Source organism: Campylobacter gastrosuis (genome assembly GCF_030249845.1).
Taxonomy (GTDB): domain Bacteria; phylum Campylobacterota; class Campylobacteria; order Campylobacterales; family Campylobacteraceae; genus Campylobacter_A; species Campylobacter_A gastrosuis.
Map to the genome: position 1 here is coordinate 23,745 of NZ_JANURM010000001.1, position 16,824 is coordinate 40,568.

Here is a 16,824-nt window from a genome sequence, read left to right on the forward strand (position 1 = left end):
AAAAAGGGGCGTTTAAACCCCTTTTTGCCTTAAAATTTTAAGGTAGTGTTTGCATTTCGTATCATTACACGTTTGCGATAAACGTTTGAAACTTCGGTGGCATCGCCAACAAGTAGGGCGTTTGTAGAACAAACAGCAGCACACATTGGCACTTTGCCCTCTGCTATGCGGTTTTGTCCGTAAAGCTCAAATTCAGCGTGTGAGAATGTCTCTTCTGGGCCTCCTGCACACATTGTGCATTTATCCATTTCGCCTTTAATGCCAAAGGCACCGTCGCGTGGGAATTGTGGCGCACCAAAAGGACAAGCATAAAGGCAGTAGCCACAGCCTATGCATTTATTTTTATCGTGAAGGACAATGCCGTCTTCACGGATATAAAAGCACTTTACTGGGCAAACCTGCTCACAAGGTGCGTCCGTGCAGTGCTGACAAGCAAGTGTGGTGCTTACTTCTTTGCCTAAAACGCCATCATTTAGTGTGATTACCTTTCGGCGATTTATGCCAACTGGGACTTCGTGAGCCGAGCTACACGCAACCTGACAGGCAAAACAGCTAATGCAACGATTGTTATCTACATAAAATTTCATTCTTGCCATTTTTACCCCCTTACTTTGAAATTTCATCTAAGAAATTTGTCTTAAACTCAAACGGCGTTGCCTTTTCAATCCTGCAAAGTCCAGCGTTAAACTCTGAAATTTGCGTAACTGGGTCAAAGCCGTAGTTTGTGATTGTGTTTGAGCTTTCGCCGATAGTGTAGGGCTTTGTGCCTTCTGGGTAGCGAGAGCTTAAATCAACGCCTTGCATAATGCCTGCAAAGTTGTAAGGTAAGCAAATTCTATCTGGCGTTACGCTGTGGTTGTGAAAGCATTTGACTTTGATTTTTGTGCCTTGTGGGCTGTGAATCCACATAAAATCGCCGTGTGCTATGCCATAATCAAGCGCTAGTTCTGGATTTACATAAGCAAACATCTCTGGCGTAATAGCCGCTAGGTATTTGCTGGTTCGCTCTAACATACCAGCGCCGCTTAAATTTACTAGACGCATTGAGCTTATGATGATTGGGAATTCCTTGCTCCAATCTTGCTTTTGTTGCTCTGATTTAAATTTAGTTTCAACCCTGAAATTTCTAGGCTGGTCATCAAAAGATGGATACTTTTGCACCAAATCCCAGCGTGGCGAGTGCAGTGGCTCTCTGTGTTTTGGCACTTGGTCGCTAAATTCCCAAACGATAGCCCTAGCTCTTGCGTTGCCATAAGGCGTAATGCCAGCTTCACGGCATTTTTCTAGGATTATACCGCTATAATCAGTCGTCCAGTCATCGCCCATTTTTGCCTTTTCATCGTCGCTTAGCTTGATATTTAGCACACTTTCAATGTTGGCTTTTGTAATTTGCGGATAGCCACCTTTTACCTTTGCGTCCTTTAACTGCACGCTCTCATCAGCTAACTGGCTAACGCCGTTGTGTTCAAGTCCAAAGCGGTTTCTAAATCCGCTACCACCCTTTGTGTAAGGCAAATCTGTGCGGTAAAGTATCGGAGTGCCGGGGTGTTTAGCGTCCCAGCAAGGCCAAGGCAGTGAGTAATACTCGCCTTTAACATCGCCACCAATGCCCATAAGCGTGTCTGGGTCAAAATTTTGCCAGTTTGCTTGGTGCTTTTTAAGGCGTTCTGGCTGCCAGCCAGTAAGTCCGATTGTCCTTGACATTCTTGCCATTTCTCGTGTTGCATCATCTGGCCAAATGAAATCATCTTTTATAACTTCAAGATTATCATTCATCTTTAATGCTTTTACAAATTCATCATAAAAGCCCCATTTTTTGGCAAACATAAACATAACTTCGTGGTCGCCCTTGCTCTCATAAAGCGGATCAACGACCTTGCTTCGCCACTGGCCACAGCGGTTTGTTGATACGACAATGCCTTCGTTTTCAAACTGGGTCGCCACTGGCAGGATATAAACGCCGTCCTTTCTGTCGCTTAGGATTGCCACTTCATTTACAAATGGCTCGGCAACGACTAGAAGTTCTAGCTCATCAATGGCTTTTTGAATTTTAGTTAAGTGTGCCATTGAAGTAATGCCAGTGCCTTGCACCCAAAGCACCTTTAAATCGCCACTTGAAAAGGTTTTTTCTTCTTTTAAAACACCCTGCCACCATTTTGAAAGCGACCAGCCCTTTTCATTTCGCCAGTTTCGCTCCTCTGGATTTTCTTTATCGTAGTAAAAATACTCGTTAAAATTCGTGTTTTTAACCGCACCACCGCTTTTTGGCTCTTTAACAGAAACGGCAAAGCGTTTGATAAACTCATCAAACTCAACGCCCCAGCCCTTGCAAAAGTGTCTCCACGCCTTGTCACTAAGTCCGTAGTAGGCTGAGAGACTATCGGCTAGGTTACCCATATCGGTCGCACCTTGGACATTGTCGTGTCCTCTTATTATTTGGCAGCCACCGCCTTCTTTACCCATATTGCCTAAAACTAGCTGTAAGATTGAGAGAATTCTCGTATTTGAGCTACCAACAGAGTGCTGAGTAATGCCTAGCGACCAAGCTATACAGGCTGGTTTTGTCGTGGCAAAAAGTCTTGTTATTTGAATGATTTGATCAATTGGAATTCCAGTAACATCGCTTGTTTCTTCTGGTGTCCATTTTTGTGCTTCTTTTTTAACTTCATCAATACCATAAGCACGTGAAGCGATAAAGTCCTTATCCTCCCAGCCATTTTTAAAGATAAGATGAAGCATACCATAAACGAATGCAATATCGGTGCCCGGGCGAATTCTAAGATAGTGGTCAGCCTTTGCCGCTGTTTTTGTAAAAATCGGATCAACGACTATTAGTTTTGCGTTGTTTCTATCTTTTGCTTGTAAGAAGTGTTTCATACCGCCAACTGGGTTTGCCACGGCTGAATTTGCACCAAAGACCATAATTGCTTTTGAATGTTTTGCCGTATCTCCAAAGTGGTTTGTCATAGCGCCATAACCCCAAGTATTCGCAGCTCCTGCGACTGATGCGCTGTGTCAGATACGTGCAACGTGATCTATATTATTTGTGCCCCAAAATGCAGCAAATTTTCTAAAATAAAACGATTGTTCGTTGTTAAATTTAGCAGAACCTAAAAATTCAACGCTATCTGGTCCGTGCTTTTTGCGAATTTCAAGCATCTTATCGCCGATCTCATTTATAGCGCTCTCCCAGCTAATTCGCTCCCACTTGCCATTTACTTTTTTCATCGGATATTTTATGCGTTGTTTTGATTTTGTTAAATCAATCTGATCAATGCCCTTACAGCAGTGGCTACCTTGCGAAATCGGATGTGAAATAGCCATATCTTGGCGAATCCAAACGCCGTCTTTTACTTCGGCCTCAATGCCACAACCAGCCGAACAAATAGAGCATATCGTGCGGACTTTTTTGCTGCCCGGATACGGCTCAACTTTTAGCTCATCAACCTTTTTTAGCTTGTCGTTTGAGTTTGCAAACGCCATAGTGCTTGTCGCACCAAGTGCTGCTAGTTTTAAAAACGCACGCCTTGCAATTACTTCGCTCATAATAACTCCTTAATAGGCGATTTTGTAGTATTTATCCCAAAATTCTGATTTGGCATAAAGCACCTCTTTTTTCTTTGACTTGCCAACGACAACGCCGTTACTATCAGGCTCGCTTGCCACTTTTTGCGAGGCAAACGCCGAAGTAGTAAGGGTGGCTAAGGCACCAACTTTGAGCGATTTTTTAAGAAAATCACGTCTGGTCTGTTTCATCTTAACAACCTTGTAATATGTAAAATTTGCATATTTATTAATAGCAAAATTTTAAAAGCCCAAAAGGGCAACTAATGCTGAATTTTACGTTTATGCTAATTTAGCATAATTATTTTAAAACGAATAATAGATTTAAAATTTAATTTTAAAATTAAAGAAAATTTAATTTGTTATTTTATTTTAGGTGTAGTTTTGTTTATTTTATGTTAAAAATTATTTAAAAAGGCTAGGTTAGCCCAGCCTTAAAAATGCGTCTTTTAGGTCAATCCTGCCTTCATAATACGCCTTGCCGACAATCACGCCGCCGATTTTATCGGTATTTTTTAGGGCGATTATGTCGTTTATGTCCTTTACTCCGCCACTTGCTATTGTTTCAATACCACTTTCTTTTGCTATTTCTAGCGTGAAATCAACATTAACCCCGCTAAGTGTGCCGTCCCTGCCGATATCGGTGCAAATTATCGCCTTTACGCCAACATCTGCAAATTTCTTAGCAAGCTCGGTGGCTTTGATATTTGAAACACTAGCCCAGCCCTCGGTCGCCACGTAGCCGTCTTTTGCGTCAATGCCGACGACAATCGGATAAAGCTTAGCCATATTTGCTACAAATTTTGGCTCTTTTAGTGCTATTGAGCCTAAAATTAGGCGTTTTACGCCTAAATCTAAGTAGCGTTTAATGCGCTCTTCATCTCTAATCCCACCGCCAATTTGCACGTTTAAATCGGTGCTTTTTACGATTTTTTCAATCACTTTAAAATTTACTGGCTTACCAGCAAATGCTCCGTCAAGATCAACGATATGAAGCCACTTTGCACCTAAATCTTTGAAATTTTTAGCCAAAATTTCAGGTTCGTTTGAGTAGATTTTAGCGCTGCTCATCTCGCCTTTTAAAAGCCTTACGGCAAAGCCCTCTTTTAGGTCAATCGCTGGTAAAATTTGCATTATAACTCCGTGAAATTTTCTAAAATTTTAAGCCCAACTTCGTGGGATTTTTCAGGGTGAGGCTGAAAGCCAAAGACATTATCTTTTGCCACAGCACTAACGAAATCATAACCATATTCGCTAGTGCCTAAAATCGCGCTTTTATCATCGCAAATAGCGTGAAAGCTATGGACAAAATATAGATACTCGCTATCATTGAGCCCACGATTTATCGGCGTTTTTTGTGTAAAATTTATGCTATTCCAGCCAACGTGAGGTACTTTTAGCGGTGTGCTAAATTTAGTCTCATCAAATCTAACAACACTACCTTTTATCACGCCAAGTCCGTGATTTTCTCCAAATTCATAGCTTTTTTCAAATAAAAGTTGCATACCAAGACAGACGCCTAAAAATGGTTTGCCAGTTTTTATGAATTCTAAAATCGCAAGGTCTAGGTTTGCCTTTTTTAGCTTCTCTATCGCCTCGCCAAATGCACCAACGCCAGGCAAAACGGCTCTATCATAATTTTTTAGCTCATCTGGATTTGAGATTAAAACCGCACTTTTGCCTAAATTTTCAAAGGCATTTATCACGCTTTTTATGTTGCCAGCACCATAATCAATAATGGCTATCATTGCCCCTCCTGTTTTTTAACGCTAATTAAATAAATACTTAACGCAATCATTAAAAGTGCGACGCCACCGATTAGATAAATGGCGTTTATGATATTTTCCGGTGCTGTGATTGCAAATTTAAACACGAGCATAAGTGCTTCAATGGCTAGGGCGATGATGATTGAGCCGATAAATCTAACCATTGTTTTATAAAGCATACTGGCTTCATTTCGGTTTTTGCCAAGTACCTCCTCTTCAAAAATCGTCTTAACAAGGTCAAAAATGGCTAACGCTAGGGTTAGAAGTATCGTGCTTTCAAAGATATGCTCAACTTCAACATTTGAGGTGTGAGAGATAAAGCTCTCAACGCCGTCCCAAAATAAAAACGCACAAACCATAAACAAAGCCACGCAAAATAGCGTATAAACCGAGCGTAAAAATATCCCAAAATAGCTCTCAATTCGCCCGTCATCAATCATATTTAGTAAATTTTCAAGGCTAATGTCAATGCAAGCGATAAATTTTAGCTCGTTGTTTTCATCATAAATTGGCACGCTTGCAGTTACGCAAAGTTTGCCATTTAGGCTTGACGGATATGGGTCGCTTAAAAAGCACCTTTTTAGCCTGACAGCCGAGTAATAATAGGCTTTATTTGCCCTGTTTTCGCCATCTCCGATGATGTAGCACTCGTTTAGACTATAAGTGTTGCCAAGCTGAATGCCGTTTTTATCAAGTAGGTAAAATGCGTCAAAATTCTCAATCTCGTGAGCCATTTTATCAAACCCAGCCCTGACATTTTCAATGCTAACGCCGGGCAGTCTATTTGGGATATTTCGCTCAAAAAGATAGCACAAATATGCCCTTGCTTTGTATCTAATGTCGCTAAAACGCTGAATTTCTTTTATTATCAAAATTATCCTTTTAAATTTAGTTGATGATTAAACTCTGGCACAATGGTTTTTAAACAGGCTGAAATTTCGCTATCTTTTAGCGTTAAAAGAGTGCTGATTTGCTCATTTAGCTTTGAAATTTCATACGGCTCTGAGTGCGTTACAAAAATGCTTTCAAACTCGGTTCTAACGTCGTTTTTATCAATTAAAAGCTCCTCATAAAGCTTTTCGCCCATTCTAAGTCCGCTAAATTCAATGCCCAAATGCTCTTTATTTGATAAAATCAGCATTTTTTTAGCCAAATCAACAATTTTTATAGGCTCGCCCATATCAAGCACGAAAAGCTCGCCGCCACGTGCGATTGAGGCGGCTTGAAGCACGAGCTGACAGGCTTCGCTTACTAGCATAAAATAGCGAGTGATATCAGGGTGAGTAACGCTTAAAGGCTTGTTTTTTGCGATTAGTGCTTTAAATTTTGGTATGACAGAGCCTGATGAGCCAAGCACGTTGCCAAAGCGGACGCAAACTATCTCACAAGCACCAGTTTCGTTTGAATTTAGCGCATAAAGCTCACAAATTCGCTTTGTAGCACCCATTATGTTTGTTGGGCGGACGGCTTTATCGCTTGAAATGACGACTACTTTTTGTGCGTTAAATTTCTTGGCTAAATCAATGACGTTTTTTGTGCCGATTATGTTATTTTGCACCGCTTGGTGCGGGTTTAGCTCACAAAGTGGGACGTGTTTGTAGGCGGCTGCGTGGATTATAATCTCTGGCTTATAAAGGCTAAAAACTTCGGCTAAATCGCTAAAATTTGCGATATTTACCATTTTGCTAATGCACCTTTTATCGTTTGTATCTTCTGTGATTTTATAAAGATTAAACTCGCTATTTTCAACCATAACAAGCTCTCTAACGCCAAATTTCAGGCACTGCTTAACGATTTCAGAGCCTATGCTACCACCAGCACCAGTTACTAAAACCGACCTATTTTGTAAGAAATTTCTAACGACATCGGAGTTTAAATCCTTTGGCTTTCTAGCTAGTAAATCCTCAATTGAGATGTCTTTTATCGGCTCTTTGCCAACTAGCGAAAATAGCTTGACATCACGAATGCCATAGCCAGTAAGCTCATCAAAAAGCACCTGCAAATCATCTTGCTCTAAGGCTAGGGCGATGATTGCGGTTTTTACGTTGTATTCTTTGATTAAATTTACGATCTCTTTTTTATCTTGCACCAAAAATCCATCGCAATAAGTCCCAACAAGCTCACTTCTGCCATCAACCACGCCAACAGCATAAAAGTCAATGTAGCCACTTTTTAGCCCTTTTAAAACGTGAAGTGCCTTGCTTGTCGCACCAAAAACTATGCAAGGCTCACCCTTTCGTGGTTTGGTTGAGAAGTCTAAGAACATACGCTTTGAAATTCTTAAACCGCCGATTAACAAATATGAAATGACAAAGTCAATAAAGACCGCACTTCGTGGGAATGGGTTAAAAATATCTTGTGCCAAAAAGTAAATGAGCCAAAAAGTCAGCAATGAAAAGAGATGAACTAAGAAAATTTTACGTGCTTCATTTAAGCCAAAAAATCGCCACGGCACTCGGTAAATTTTAAATAGCCACATTAATGATAATTTAATGATAACTAAACAAAACAGGGTTAAAATAAGTCCATCGGTAAAAATTTCAGGGATATTGCCGTTAAATCTAAGTAAAAATGCAAAATAAATACTAAACGAAAAGATAATAGTATCGCTAAAAAGAAAGAAAACTAGCCTTTTTAGTTTCGTAGCTTTTAACATTTATGCGTTTTCCTTTACGATTTTTATCACTCGCTCTTGCGTTTTAGGGTCTAAGTCGCTACCGCTTGGCAGACAAATTCCGCGCTCAAATAAATTTTCGCTTGTGCCGTCTATCTCACATAAAGCTCCCTTAAATACGGGCTGGACGTGCATTGGCTTCCAAAGCGGACGGCTCTCAATGTTTGCCTTATTTAGTGCGTCAATAACCCTTAAATGCGCTCCACTTTGTTTAAAAACACCAGTTGTAAGCCACCTGTTAGCGCGAGAATTTGGGATCTCTGGCATAAATTCTAAAACATCGCTTAGCTCATTTTTATAAATTTCAAAAACTGCCCTTTTTTGCTCCACTCGTTTTTCTAAAACCTCCATTTGAGCAACGCCAATAGCGCCTAAAACGTTGCTAAGTCGGTAGTTGTAGCCAAAATCCTTATGCTCGTAGTGCAAAAACGGCTCACGTGCTTGTGTGCTGTAAAATCTAGCTTTCTCAACCAAATCATCACGCCCAACTAGCATACCGCCACCAGAAGTTGTGATGATTTTGTTGCCATTAAAGCTATAAACTCCAAGTTCGCCAAATGTGCCAAGTGCCTTGTTTTCATAAAATCCGCCAAGTGCTTCGGCTGCGTCTTCAACCAAAAAAATGCCCTCGTTTTTACAAATTTCACAAATTTCTTTCATCTTGCTGGCTTGCCCATAAAGGTGCGTTACCACTAGGGCTTTTGGCTTTTTTGGAGCGTTTTTGATCGCTCTTTTTAGTAGCTCTGGACTTAAATTCCAGCTCTCATCGCAGTCAATGAAAATTGGCGTGGCTTTTTCATACAAAATAGGCGAAACTGACGCCATAAAGGTAAAACTTGACGCCAAAACGACATCGCCTTGCGTAACGCCAAGCACCCTTAACGCAAGATGAAGTCCAGCCGTCCCAGATGATAACGCTAGGGCGTCGGTGGCTTTTGTGTAGCCCTTGATACTTGCTTCAAATTTATTCACATACTCGCCAAGTGGGGCTATGTAGTTGCTTTTAAAGACTTCGTTTATATACTCTTGCTCACGTCCGCTCATATTTGGCGGAGATAAAAAAACCCTATCCATTTTTATCCTTTTTTAAAAATCTGCGAATTTTAGCACTAAAAAATTAATTATTTTATTAAAAATTCCTGTGCGATTGCCTTGTTTTCAAACGGCAAAACGCTAAAATTTTCATCGCCAACGCTTACATTTACGCTCTTATTCTTATCCGCCCTTGTGTAAGCTAGTGCTAGGCGAAGTGCAAACTCTAAATCCGCCCTATCTGCTGTTTTATCAATAAAACTAATGGCACCCACGATATTATCTGGCAGTTTTATTTGATGAAATTTTGGATTTGGGGTCGCTAAGAGTGCGTTATTATCGGCTTCATCTCTGCCAATAATCATCTTTGAGCCGTTTTTTAGGCGTAGGTGGCGACCGAGTTTTAGCCACGCTACATCGGTATCGTTCATATCTTTATCATAATTTAAGTAGTCTTTGATTTTTACAGCAAAGCTCTCAATCGTAAGCAAACAGCCACCGCCCGGCGTGGCAAAATCCTGCCAATTAAGGCTTTTTGCAAGGGCTAGTTGTGGCTTTCTATCTCTGCCGCTAAAATCAAGAAGTTTGCTTCTATCTACCCAACCCTCACGCTCTGGCTTTGTAGGCTCTAAAAGCTTAGCACACATTGGGCGAAGGATTAAATCCTCTTCATCATCGGCTAGTTTTCTAACCTGATTTAGTGCCTCTTTTCGTTGGCTCATCGGACGTTGTCCTAAAACTTCGCCAGTGATGATAAAATTTGCATTCTCATCATTTAGCATATTTAGGGCGACCCTAAACATATATCCGTGGCAGTCAATGCAGGGGTTAAACTGCTTGCCGTAGCCAAATTTTGGGCTAAAAAGCACGTCTTGTAGATACTTACTTTTTATATCAACCACCTTTAAACTAGCCCCAGCTATCGCCGCCCTACGCCTTAACGTTTCAAATTTTTCAGGCTCTACGCCAAAACCAGTATCCATATAAAGTGCCACCACTTCAATGCCTTGCTCGCTTATGATTTTCATCGCAAGCATACTATCTAATCCACCGCTAAATAATGCTAATGCTTTCATTTTTGTTCTTGTAATCCTTTTAAAATTTTATTTATCTCTTCTAAATCCTGCAATTTTGTCGGACTTTGGCTGTTTTTTATCTGCTCCCTTCGTCTTTTGCAGTAGTTTATCTTTAAAATTTTTATCGCCTCAAAAAGGCTATTTTCATTTGTGATAATTTTTGGGCTGTTATCAAGCTCTAACTCTCTTAAAATCGCACTTTCACTGCCATTTTTGCCGTTTAAAATTTCGCTAAAAATATTGGCGTGATTTAAAAAAAACTTCTCATTTACCTGATCAATTACATAATCTTTGAAATTTTCATTTAAAAGTATCGTTTTTAAAAGCGAAAGTTCTAAGATATCTTTTGAAAATTTTGGCTTAATAATCTGCTCTTGTGGGGCAAAATTTCTAGGCGTGATTTGCGTTTTATTTAGGCTTAGCCCAGTTGGATTTAGCCCTAAAATCGTGGCAATAAGCGAGGTGTAGCTAGAAGCGATTATCGGTTTTAGCTCGTTTGTGTAAGCCATAATCTCATCAAGGCATTTTTGCTTTTGCTGTGGGCGTGAAAGGTCGTATTTTAGGGCGATTTGCCTGATAAAAAACTCGCCAAGCTCGGTGCCATTATTAAAAAGCTCTCTTAAATGCTCAGTCTTACCAGCAAAGACCATATCAGCTGGGTCGGCACCGCCTTCAATGATAACAACAGAGCCATCAATTTCGTTTGTTGTTAAAAGATGACTTGACTTAATGGCAGCGTTTATGCCAGCGCTATCGCCGTCAAAGCACAAAATGACGCTGATATTTTCACGCTTTAAAAGTGGCAGGTGCTTTTGGGTTAGGGCTGTGCCAAGCACGGCAACGGCGTTTGTAAAACCAGCAAAATGAAGCATAATCACATCAAGATAGCCCTCTGTGATGATTATCTGCTTTGTTTCGTAAATTTTTTTCTTAGCTAGATGAAAGCCATAAAGTAGCTTTGATTTGTCAAAAATTTCGCTTTGTGGGCTATTTACATATTTTGCTGGGTGGTTTGAGATAGTCCTGCCACCAAAGCCGACAAGCCTTGTGCTTTGTGAGTAAATGGGAAAGGTTATTCTATCAATGAAACTAGCGTAAATTCCGCTCTCATTTTGCTTAACAATGCCAATTTCAATCGCCTCTTTTGGCTCAATTTTTTCATTTTCTAAAAGTCTAATCGTTTGAATGCTACTTGGTGCAAATCCCAGCTCAAATCGCTCAATCATAGCGTCATTTATCCCACGAGAGTAAAGATAATTTATGGCGTCTTTATTTTGATAAAGTCGCGAGCGATAAAAGGCATTTACGTTTTCTAAAATTCGCTTGTTTTCTTTGAAATTTTGCTGATTTGTGGTGTATTCAAGCGTGAAATTATTCATACTTGCTAGTTTTTCAATCGCCTCTGGATAGCTTAATTTCTCATAATCCATTACAAATTTTATCGCATTGCCACCAGCCTTACAGGCAAAGCAGTGATAGATTTGCCTTTGTGGGCTTATGCTCATACTTGGATTTCTATCATCGTGAAATGGGCAGACGCATTTGTAATTTGCCCCCATTTTACGCACATCTACATAGTGGCTAATGGTATCAACAATATCAACAATACTAAGAAGTCGCTCAATGCTTTTTTGTGAAATCATAAGCAAGATTATACAATGGCTTTGCTATAATGTGGCTTTAAAATTTACAAAGAGTTTAAAATGGATATATTTTTTATAGGGCATAGAGATCCGATTTTTGGGGTTATCGTGCTTTTTGGTATTATTTTTATGGTTGCGTTTTTAAGCTACGCTTGGGGGCTTTTTCGCTCAAAAGATGAGAAAAGACGCATTGAAAAATTCATAAAAAAATTTGAAAATAAAAGCTCACTTAGTGATGAGCATATAAATTTACTTAAAAACCTTGATGTAAATACCGCTACTTTGGGGGTTTTAGGCACGATGTTTGTAAAAAGTGGCGATTTTGAAAAGGCAATTAGCGTCTATTTAATCGCACTTTCAAAGGCAAAAATCAAAGAAGAGAAGGAATTTGTGCTAACAGAGCTTGGCTCGGCGTATTTTAAGGCTGGATTTTTGCAAAACAGCACGGAGATTTTTTTAAAGGCGGTTGAGATTAGCCCACGAAATGCGGTTGCATTAAGGTATTTAACGATGATTGATGAGAAGCTAAAACGCTTTGATGATGCCTTAAATACGCTAAATTCGCTAAATGAGCTAGGGCTTGATACAAGAGAGGCTAAGGCTTATGTCAGGGCAAATATTATCTTAAATGATAAAAATTTAAGCGTTGAGCAAAAGAGCGATGAAATTTTGGCTTTGAGTGGCGATTTTAGGCTTTTAAAGCGAATGGCAATGCAACTTTGGCTAAAAAATGGGCTAAGCCTTGAAAATTTCAGAGATTTTGCAGATTTTAGCGATGTTGTTGATATACTTTATCATCAAAACAAGCCAGTAAATTTAGCAAATAGCGACTACAAAGCCCTGTTTTACGCAAAGGGCTTGGTTGATGAGCCTTGTAAAATTAATGGCTTTGAGCTAAATGTGATTAGAAATTTAAAAACGGCTGGATTTGATAGGGCTGATTTGAGTTTTAATTATGTTTGCAATAGCTGTAAAAACGCCTTTCCAATGCACTTTTATCGCTGTCCGGTATGTTTTAGTTTAGGTAGTGTTAAAATTACATTAACAATTACAGAGAAAACTGATGAAAATAGTATGCCTTTTTAGCGATGGCTCTTGTCTAAACAACCCAGGAGCTGGGGGCTGGGCGTATATTTTAGAGTATAAAAATGCCGTTAAAAAATCAAGCGGTGGCGAGGTGATGACTACGAATAATCAAATGGAGCTTCGTGCCGTGATTGAGGGCTTAAAGGCGTTAAAAGAGCCTTGTGAAGTAAGGCTTTTTACCGATAGCCAATACGTGGCAAACGCCATAAATTCGTGGCTTTCTGGCTGGGTTAAGAAAAATTTTAAAAATGTCAAAAATATCCCACTTTGGCTTGAATACCTGCAAATCTCAAAGCCACATAAAATCAAAGCCACGTGGGTTAAGGCACACAACGGACACCCACAAAACGAGGAGTGCGATAAAATGGCACGAGATGAAGCATTAAAGGCAAAAAATGAGTGATTTAAGAAAACTAGAAAAAATTTTAGGATATTCGTTTAAAAATGAGCAAATTTTAAAAGAGGCGCTAACTCACAAAAGCTCAAAACAGCCCTACAACAACGAGCGTTTGGAGTTTTTAGGAGACGCTGTTATGGATTTGATTGTTGGCGAATATCTGTTTAAGAATTTTTCAAAAACAAATGAGGGCGATATGAGTAAATTACGTGCCGCTCTTGTAAATGAAAAGAGCTTTGCAACTATGGCAAACGCCCTAAATTTAGGCGATTTTATCTATATTTCGCAGTCTGAGCAAAACAACGGCGGACGTGAAAAGCCAAGCATTTTAAGCGACGCTTTTGAGGCGATTATGGGTGCGATTTACCTTGAAGCTGGGCTTTTTAAGGCACAAGAGATAGCCTTAAATTTACTGCAAAAGTGCTATCCAAAGATTGATTATTTAAGCCTTGTTAAGGATTACAAAACCGAACTTCAAGAGCTAACTCAGGCACGACTTGGTGTGACGCCAGTTTATGAGCTAGTTAGAAGCTTTGGGCCTGATCACAAAAAGGAGTTTGAAATGGCACTTTTTATCAATGAGCGTGAAATTTCGCGTGGGATGGCAGGGTCAAAAAAAGAGGCACAGCAGATTGCTGCTAGGATTGCGATTGAGAAAATAAAAGGATAAATTTTGAACACTTTTGGGACTAGATTAAAATTTACAAGCTTTGGCGAGAGCCACGCATTAGCCATTGGTGGCGTGATTGACGGCTTGCCAGCTGGGATAAAGATTGATTTTGATTTTTTGCAAAACGAGCTTGATAGGAGAAGACCGGGTAAAAATAAATTCTCAACCGCAAGGGACGAGGCTGATAAAATTGAGATTTTTAGCGGTGTTTTTAATGGTTTTAGCACCGGCACGCCAATAGGTTTTGCCATTTTTAACCAAAATCAAAAATCAAACGATTATGAGAATTTACGCGAGATTTTTCGCCCAGCACACGCTGATTTTACATATTTTTCTAAATTTGGCATAAGAGATCACAGGGGCGGTGGCAGGGCAAGTGCCAGAGAGACTGCCGTTAGGGTCGCTTGTGGGGCGTTTGCACAAATGCTTTTAAATGAGTTTGACATTAGCGTAAAAAGTGGCGTTTTTAGCGTTGGTAGCGTTGTTTGCGATAGTTTTGACTTTGATTTAGCGCTTAATTCTGAAATTTTCTCTCTTGGCAAAGAAGATGAGATGAAGGCGTTAATTATGAAAGCAAGGGGCGAGCACGATAGCGTTGGTGCTGGTGTGCTAAGCGTGGCAAGTGGCGTTTTAAAGGGGCTTGGCGAGGTGCTTTATGATAGGCTTGACGCTAGACTTGCGGCTGCTTTAATGGGGATAAATGGCGTTAAAGCCGTTGAGATAGGCGAGGGCGTGAGAGCTTCGCAGCTTTTTGGCTCGCAAAATAACGATGAAATGGACAAAAATGGCTTTTTAAGTAACCACGCAGGCGGAATTTTAGGCGGGATTAGCACCGGGCAAGATATCGTTTTAAGAAGCTATTTTAAGCCGACGCCGTCAATTTTTAAACCGCAAAGAACGCTAAATTTAAACGGAGAGAGCGTGAGCTTTGAGCTTCGTGGCAGACACGACCCTTGCATTGGAGTGCGTGGGTCAGTGGTCGCAACAGCGATGATAAGGCTAGTTTTAGCCGATATGCTGCTTTTAAATTTAAGCTCAAACATAAACACAATCAAAAAGGCTTACGCTAAATGAAAATCCTAATCATAAAATTTAGAAATATTGGCGATGTTTTACTCACAACTCCGCTTATTGATAATCTGCGTCATCACTACCCAGACGCTGTGATTGATTTTGCCCTAAATAGTGGCACAGAAGCGATGATAACGGATAATCCTAACGTGCGAAAAATTCACATTTATGATAGAAATGCTAAAAAATTTGGACTTTTTAAACGCATAGTAACGGAGCTGAAATTTATAAACGCTATCAAAAAAGAAAAATACGATATCGCTATACAAACTACAACTGGCGACAGGGGCATAATCATCGCAAAATACGCTAAAATCAAAACAATCGTGGGCTTTTGTGGCAAAAACAAAACGATAAATAAATTCATAACTCACAAAGTCCCTAAAATAGAGGGGCTTACTCACATTGTAGATAGAAATTTAGCCACGCTAAATGCCCTAAATTTAGCCATTATTAGCAAAAAAGTAAGCATATTTTTTGATGAAAACTTAGCCCCAAATTTACCGCCAAAATTTATCCATTTTCATCTGACAAGTCGCTGGATGTTTAAGTGTGTAAAAGATGAGGTTATGGCTGGTCTTATTGATTTTTGTGAAAATGAGCTAAAAATAAAGGTAGCAATTACGGCTGATAAAAACGAAGCCGAGATGAAAAAAGTGGCCGATGTTTTGGGGCTTTGCAAGTCAAATCCGCTAAATTTCGCGGGCGTTTTAAGCCTAAAAGAGGTTGCTGCTTTAAATAAAAAAGCCACCCTTTTTGTGGGCGTTGATACAGCGATAATGCATATTTCAGCCGCAAATGACGTGCCAGTCATCGCATTTTTTGGCCCAAGCGGTGCTTTTGAGTGGGGTCCGTGGGATAACTCTTTAATGCAAAGTGGCTACACCAAAAGAAATGGTAACCAACAAATGGGCAAACACAGCGTATTTCAAAAAGACTGGGAGTGCGCTCCGTGCGGACAAGATGGCTGTGAGGGGTCAAAAATCAGTCGCTGTTTAATGGAATTTAGCGATTTAGATGCCGTTAAAAATCTCATAAAAGAGAAAATTTCAGCCTTTTAGCTTTGCGTAAATTTTGCTTATAAACTCATTTTGGTATATAAAAAGGCTCTTTTTTAGCCAAAAAGCACCATTTTTAACGGCTATTCGCTTAATGTAATCTAAATTTTTATCAGCCAAATTTGCCCCGCGCTCTGTCGTGTAAAATATCTCATAGCCTAAATTTTTAGCAATTTTTAGCTTTTCATCATCAAATTTACCGCGTGGCCAGCAAAGGTGCGTATCATCAAAGTCAAGCCGATTTTTTATCGTGTTTTTACAAAGCTCTAAATCTGCTTCAAAGGGCAAATCGCCAAAATATCCGTCGGTGTGTCCGTGCGTGTGCGAGTGAAAGTTGCAAAGCTCGCTCATCTTAGCCACCTCGTCCCAGTTTAAAAATAGCGAGGCTGGATTTTGGGGTGCTTGCTGCTTTGCTTGTGCGTGGTGTAAGGGCGTAAATTCCGCCTTTTTAAGGGCATTTTGTTCGCTTGATTTTTCTATCCATTGGGTTACTAAAAATATCGTGGCGTTTAGATTAAACTGCTTTAAAATCGGATAAGCGTAGTAAAAATTATCCCGCCAACCATCATCAAAAGTTATAAAAACGCTTTTTTTTGGCGGTGCAAACTCGCCCTTTTTATAGGCTAAAAACTCGCTAGAAGTGAGCGTTTTATAGCCATTATCTGCTAGGAATTTCATCTGGGCTAAAAACTCGCTCACACTACTTGCTATAAAACCACTCTCTGGTAAAATGTGATGATACATTAAAACCGCAACGCCCATAAAAACTCCGAATTTATTTTATTTT

At 39.9% G+C, this 16,824-nt stretch carries 16 protein-coding genes; 5 read left to right on the plus strand and 11 right to left on the minus strand.

Features of this window, described 5'->3' with window-relative positions; all coding sequences use genetic code 11:
- Window positions 1–29: 29 nt before the first annotated feature.
- The 10 genes from fdh3B to dnaG all read right to left on the minus strand — a co-directional run bounded on the left by fdh3B (window position 30) and on the right by dnaG (window position 11,755).
- Entirely contained in the window at window positions 30–596 is a 567-nt protein-coding gene (gene fdh3B / locus NYG85_RS00130; protein WP_284936510.1) for a formate dehydrogenase FDH3 subunit beta, read from the minus strand.
- Window positions 597–606: 10 nt separating this feature from the next.
- A complete protein-coding gene (locus tag NYG85_RS00135; protein ID WP_349252792.1) occupies window positions 607–3,483 on the minus strand; it encodes a formate dehydrogenase subunit alpha in 2,877 nt (958 codons plus the stop codon).
- Between the two features lie 72 nt (window positions 3,484–3,555).
- Window positions 3,556–3,756, minus strand: coding sequence for a twin-arginine translocation signal domain-containing protein (locus NYG85_RS00140; protein ID WP_284936513.1), 201 nt, complete (start codon window positions 3,754–3,756; stop codon window positions 3,556–3,558).
- Between the two features lie 231 nt (window positions 3,757–3,987).
- Complete coding sequence (gene hisA, locus NYG85_RS00145; protein WP_284936514.1) at window positions 3,988–4,698, minus strand: 1-(5-phosphoribosyl)-5-[(5-phosphoribosylamino)methylideneamino]imidazole-4-carboxamide isomerase; 711 nt, start codon at window positions 4,696–4,698, stop codon at window positions 3,988–3,990.
- Window positions 4,698–5,312 (minus strand): imidazole glycerol phosphate synthase subunit HisH, encoded by a 615-nt coding sequence (gene hisH / locus NYG85_RS00150; protein WP_284936515.1) that lies wholly within the window; start codon window positions 5,310–5,312, stop codon window positions 4,698–4,700. Before hisH ends, hisA begins: the two co-directional genes overlap by 1 nt.
- Window positions 5,309–6,202 carry a PDC sensor domain-containing protein gene (locus NYG85_RS00155; RefSeq protein ID WP_284936516.1) on the minus strand — a complete coding sequence of 298 codons (894 nt, stop codon included), beginning with the start codon at window positions 6,200–6,202 and terminating at the stop codon, window positions 5,309–5,311. Before NYG85_RS00155 ends, hisH begins: the two co-directional genes overlap by 4 nt.
- Before the next feature lie 2 nt (window positions 6,203–6,204).
- The gene (locus tag NYG85_RS00160) at window positions 6,205–7,986 is read right to left on the minus strand and encodes a UDP-N-acetylglucosamine 4,6-dehydratase family protein (protein WP_284936517.1); all 1,782 of its coding nucleotides are present in this window, start codon (window positions 7,984–7,986) and stop codon (window positions 6,205–6,207) included.
- The gene (gene pglE, locus NYG85_RS00165) at window positions 7,987–9,078 is read right to left on the minus strand and encodes a UDP-N-acetylbacillosamine transaminase (protein ID WP_284936518.1); all 1,092 of its coding nucleotides are present in this window, start codon (window positions 9,076–9,078) and stop codon (window positions 7,987–7,989) included.
- 47 nt (window positions 9,079–9,125) lie between these two features.
- Entirely contained in the window at window positions 9,126–10,112 is a 987-nt protein-coding gene (locus tag NYG85_RS00170; RefSeq protein ID WP_284936519.1) for an argininosuccinate synthase domain-containing protein, read from the minus strand.
- On the minus strand, window positions 10,109–11,755 hold the full coding sequence (gene dnaG / locus NYG85_RS00175; protein WP_284936520.1) for a DNA primase: 1,647 nt from the start codon (window positions 11,753–11,755) through the stop codon (window positions 10,109–10,111). Before dnaG ends, NYG85_RS00170 begins: the two co-directional genes overlap by 4 nt.
- Window positions 11,756–11,815: 60 nt before the next feature.
- Here dnaG and NYG85_RS00180 point away from each other — a divergent pair, with 60 nt between their 5' ends.
- The 5 genes from NYG85_RS00180 to rfaQ are packed head-to-tail and all read left to right on the plus strand — an operon-like array spanning window position 11,816 to window position 16,040.
- The gene (locus NYG85_RS00180; RefSeq protein ID WP_284936521.1) at window positions 11,816–12,841 is read left to right on the plus strand and encodes a tetratricopeptide repeat protein; all 1,026 of its coding nucleotides are present in this window, start codon (window positions 11,816–11,818) and stop codon (window positions 12,839–12,841) included.
- Entirely contained in the window at window positions 12,819–13,244 is a 426-nt protein-coding gene (gene rnhA, locus NYG85_RS00185) for a ribonuclease HI (RefSeq protein ID WP_284936523.1), read from the plus strand. The genes NYG85_RS00180 and rnhA overlap by 23 nt, the downstream gene beginning before the upstream one ends.
- Entirely contained in the window at window positions 13,237–13,908 is a 672-nt protein-coding gene (gene rnc, locus NYG85_RS00190; protein WP_284936524.1) for a ribonuclease III, read from the plus strand. The genes rnhA and rnc overlap by 8 nt, the downstream gene beginning before the upstream one ends.
- 3 nt (window positions 13,909–13,911) lie before the next feature.
- Window positions 13,912–14,982, plus strand: a complete 1,071-nt coding sequence (gene aroC / locus NYG85_RS00195; protein WP_284936525.1) for a chorismate synthase — start codon at window positions 13,912–13,914, stop codon at window positions 14,980–14,982.
- On the plus strand, window positions 14,979–16,040 hold the full coding sequence (gene rfaQ, locus NYG85_RS00200; protein ID WP_284936527.1) for a putative lipopolysaccharide heptosyltransferase III: 1,062 nt from the start codon (window positions 14,979–14,981) through the stop codon (window positions 16,038–16,040). The genes aroC and rfaQ overlap by 4 nt, the downstream gene beginning before the upstream one ends.
- Here rfaQ and NYG85_RS00205 read toward each other — a convergent pair.
- A complete protein-coding gene (locus NYG85_RS00205) occupies window positions 16,029–16,799 on the minus strand; it encodes a polysaccharide deacetylase family protein (protein ID WP_284936528.1) in 771 nt (256 codons plus the stop codon). The genes rfaQ and NYG85_RS00205 overlap by 12 nt on opposite strands.
- Window positions 16,800–16,824: the final 25 nt, after the last annotated feature.

Coding starts and splice junctions, on each gene's coding strand:
- dnaG (WP_284936520.1), bottom strand. CDS start 11,755: ATGATTTCACAAAAAAGCATTGAGCGACTTCTTAGTATTGTTGATATT.
- NYG85_RS00205 (WP_284936528.1), bottom strand. CDS start 16,799: ATGGGCGTTGCGGTTTTAATGTATCATCACATTTTACCAGAGAGTGGT.
- NYG85_RS00140 (WP_284936513.1), bottom strand. CDS start 3,756: ATGAAACAGACCAGACGTGATTTTCTTAAAAAATCGCTCAAAGTTGGT.
- rnhA (WP_284936523.1), top strand. CDS start 12,819: ATGAAAATAGTATGCCTTTTTAGCGATGGCTCTTGTCTAAACAACCCA.
- fdh3B (WP_284936510.1), bottom strand. CDS start 596: ATGGCAAGAATGAAATTTTATGTAGATAACAATCGTTGCATTAGCTGT.
- pglE (WP_284936518.1), bottom strand. CDS start 9,078: ATGGATAGGGTTTTTTTATCTCCGCCAAATATGAGCGGACGTGAGCAA.
- NYG85_RS00170 (WP_284936519.1), bottom strand. CDS start 10,112: ATGAAAGCATTAGCATTATTTAGCGGTGGATTAGATAGTATGCTTGCG.
- rnc (WP_284936524.1), top strand. CDS start 13,237: ATGAGTGATTTAAGAAAACTAGAAAAAATTTTAGGATATTCGTTTAAA.
- NYG85_RS00160 (WP_284936517.1), bottom strand. CDS start 7,986: ATGTTAAAAGCTACGAAACTAAAAAGGCTAGTTTTCTTTCTTTTTAGC.
- hisH (WP_284936515.1), bottom strand. CDS start 5,312: ATGATAGCCATTATTGATTATGGTGCTGGCAACATAAAAAGCGTGATA.
- NYG85_RS00180 (WP_284936521.1), top strand. CDS start 11,816: ATGGATATATTTTTTATAGGGCATAGAGATCCGATTTTTGGGGTTATC.
- hisA (WP_284936514.1), bottom strand. CDS start 4,698: ATGCAAATTTTACCAGCGATTGACCTAAAAGAGGGCTTTGCCGTAAGG.
- rfaQ (WP_284936527.1), top strand. CDS start 14,979: ATGAAAATCCTAATCATAAAATTTAGAAATATTGGCGATGTTTTACTC.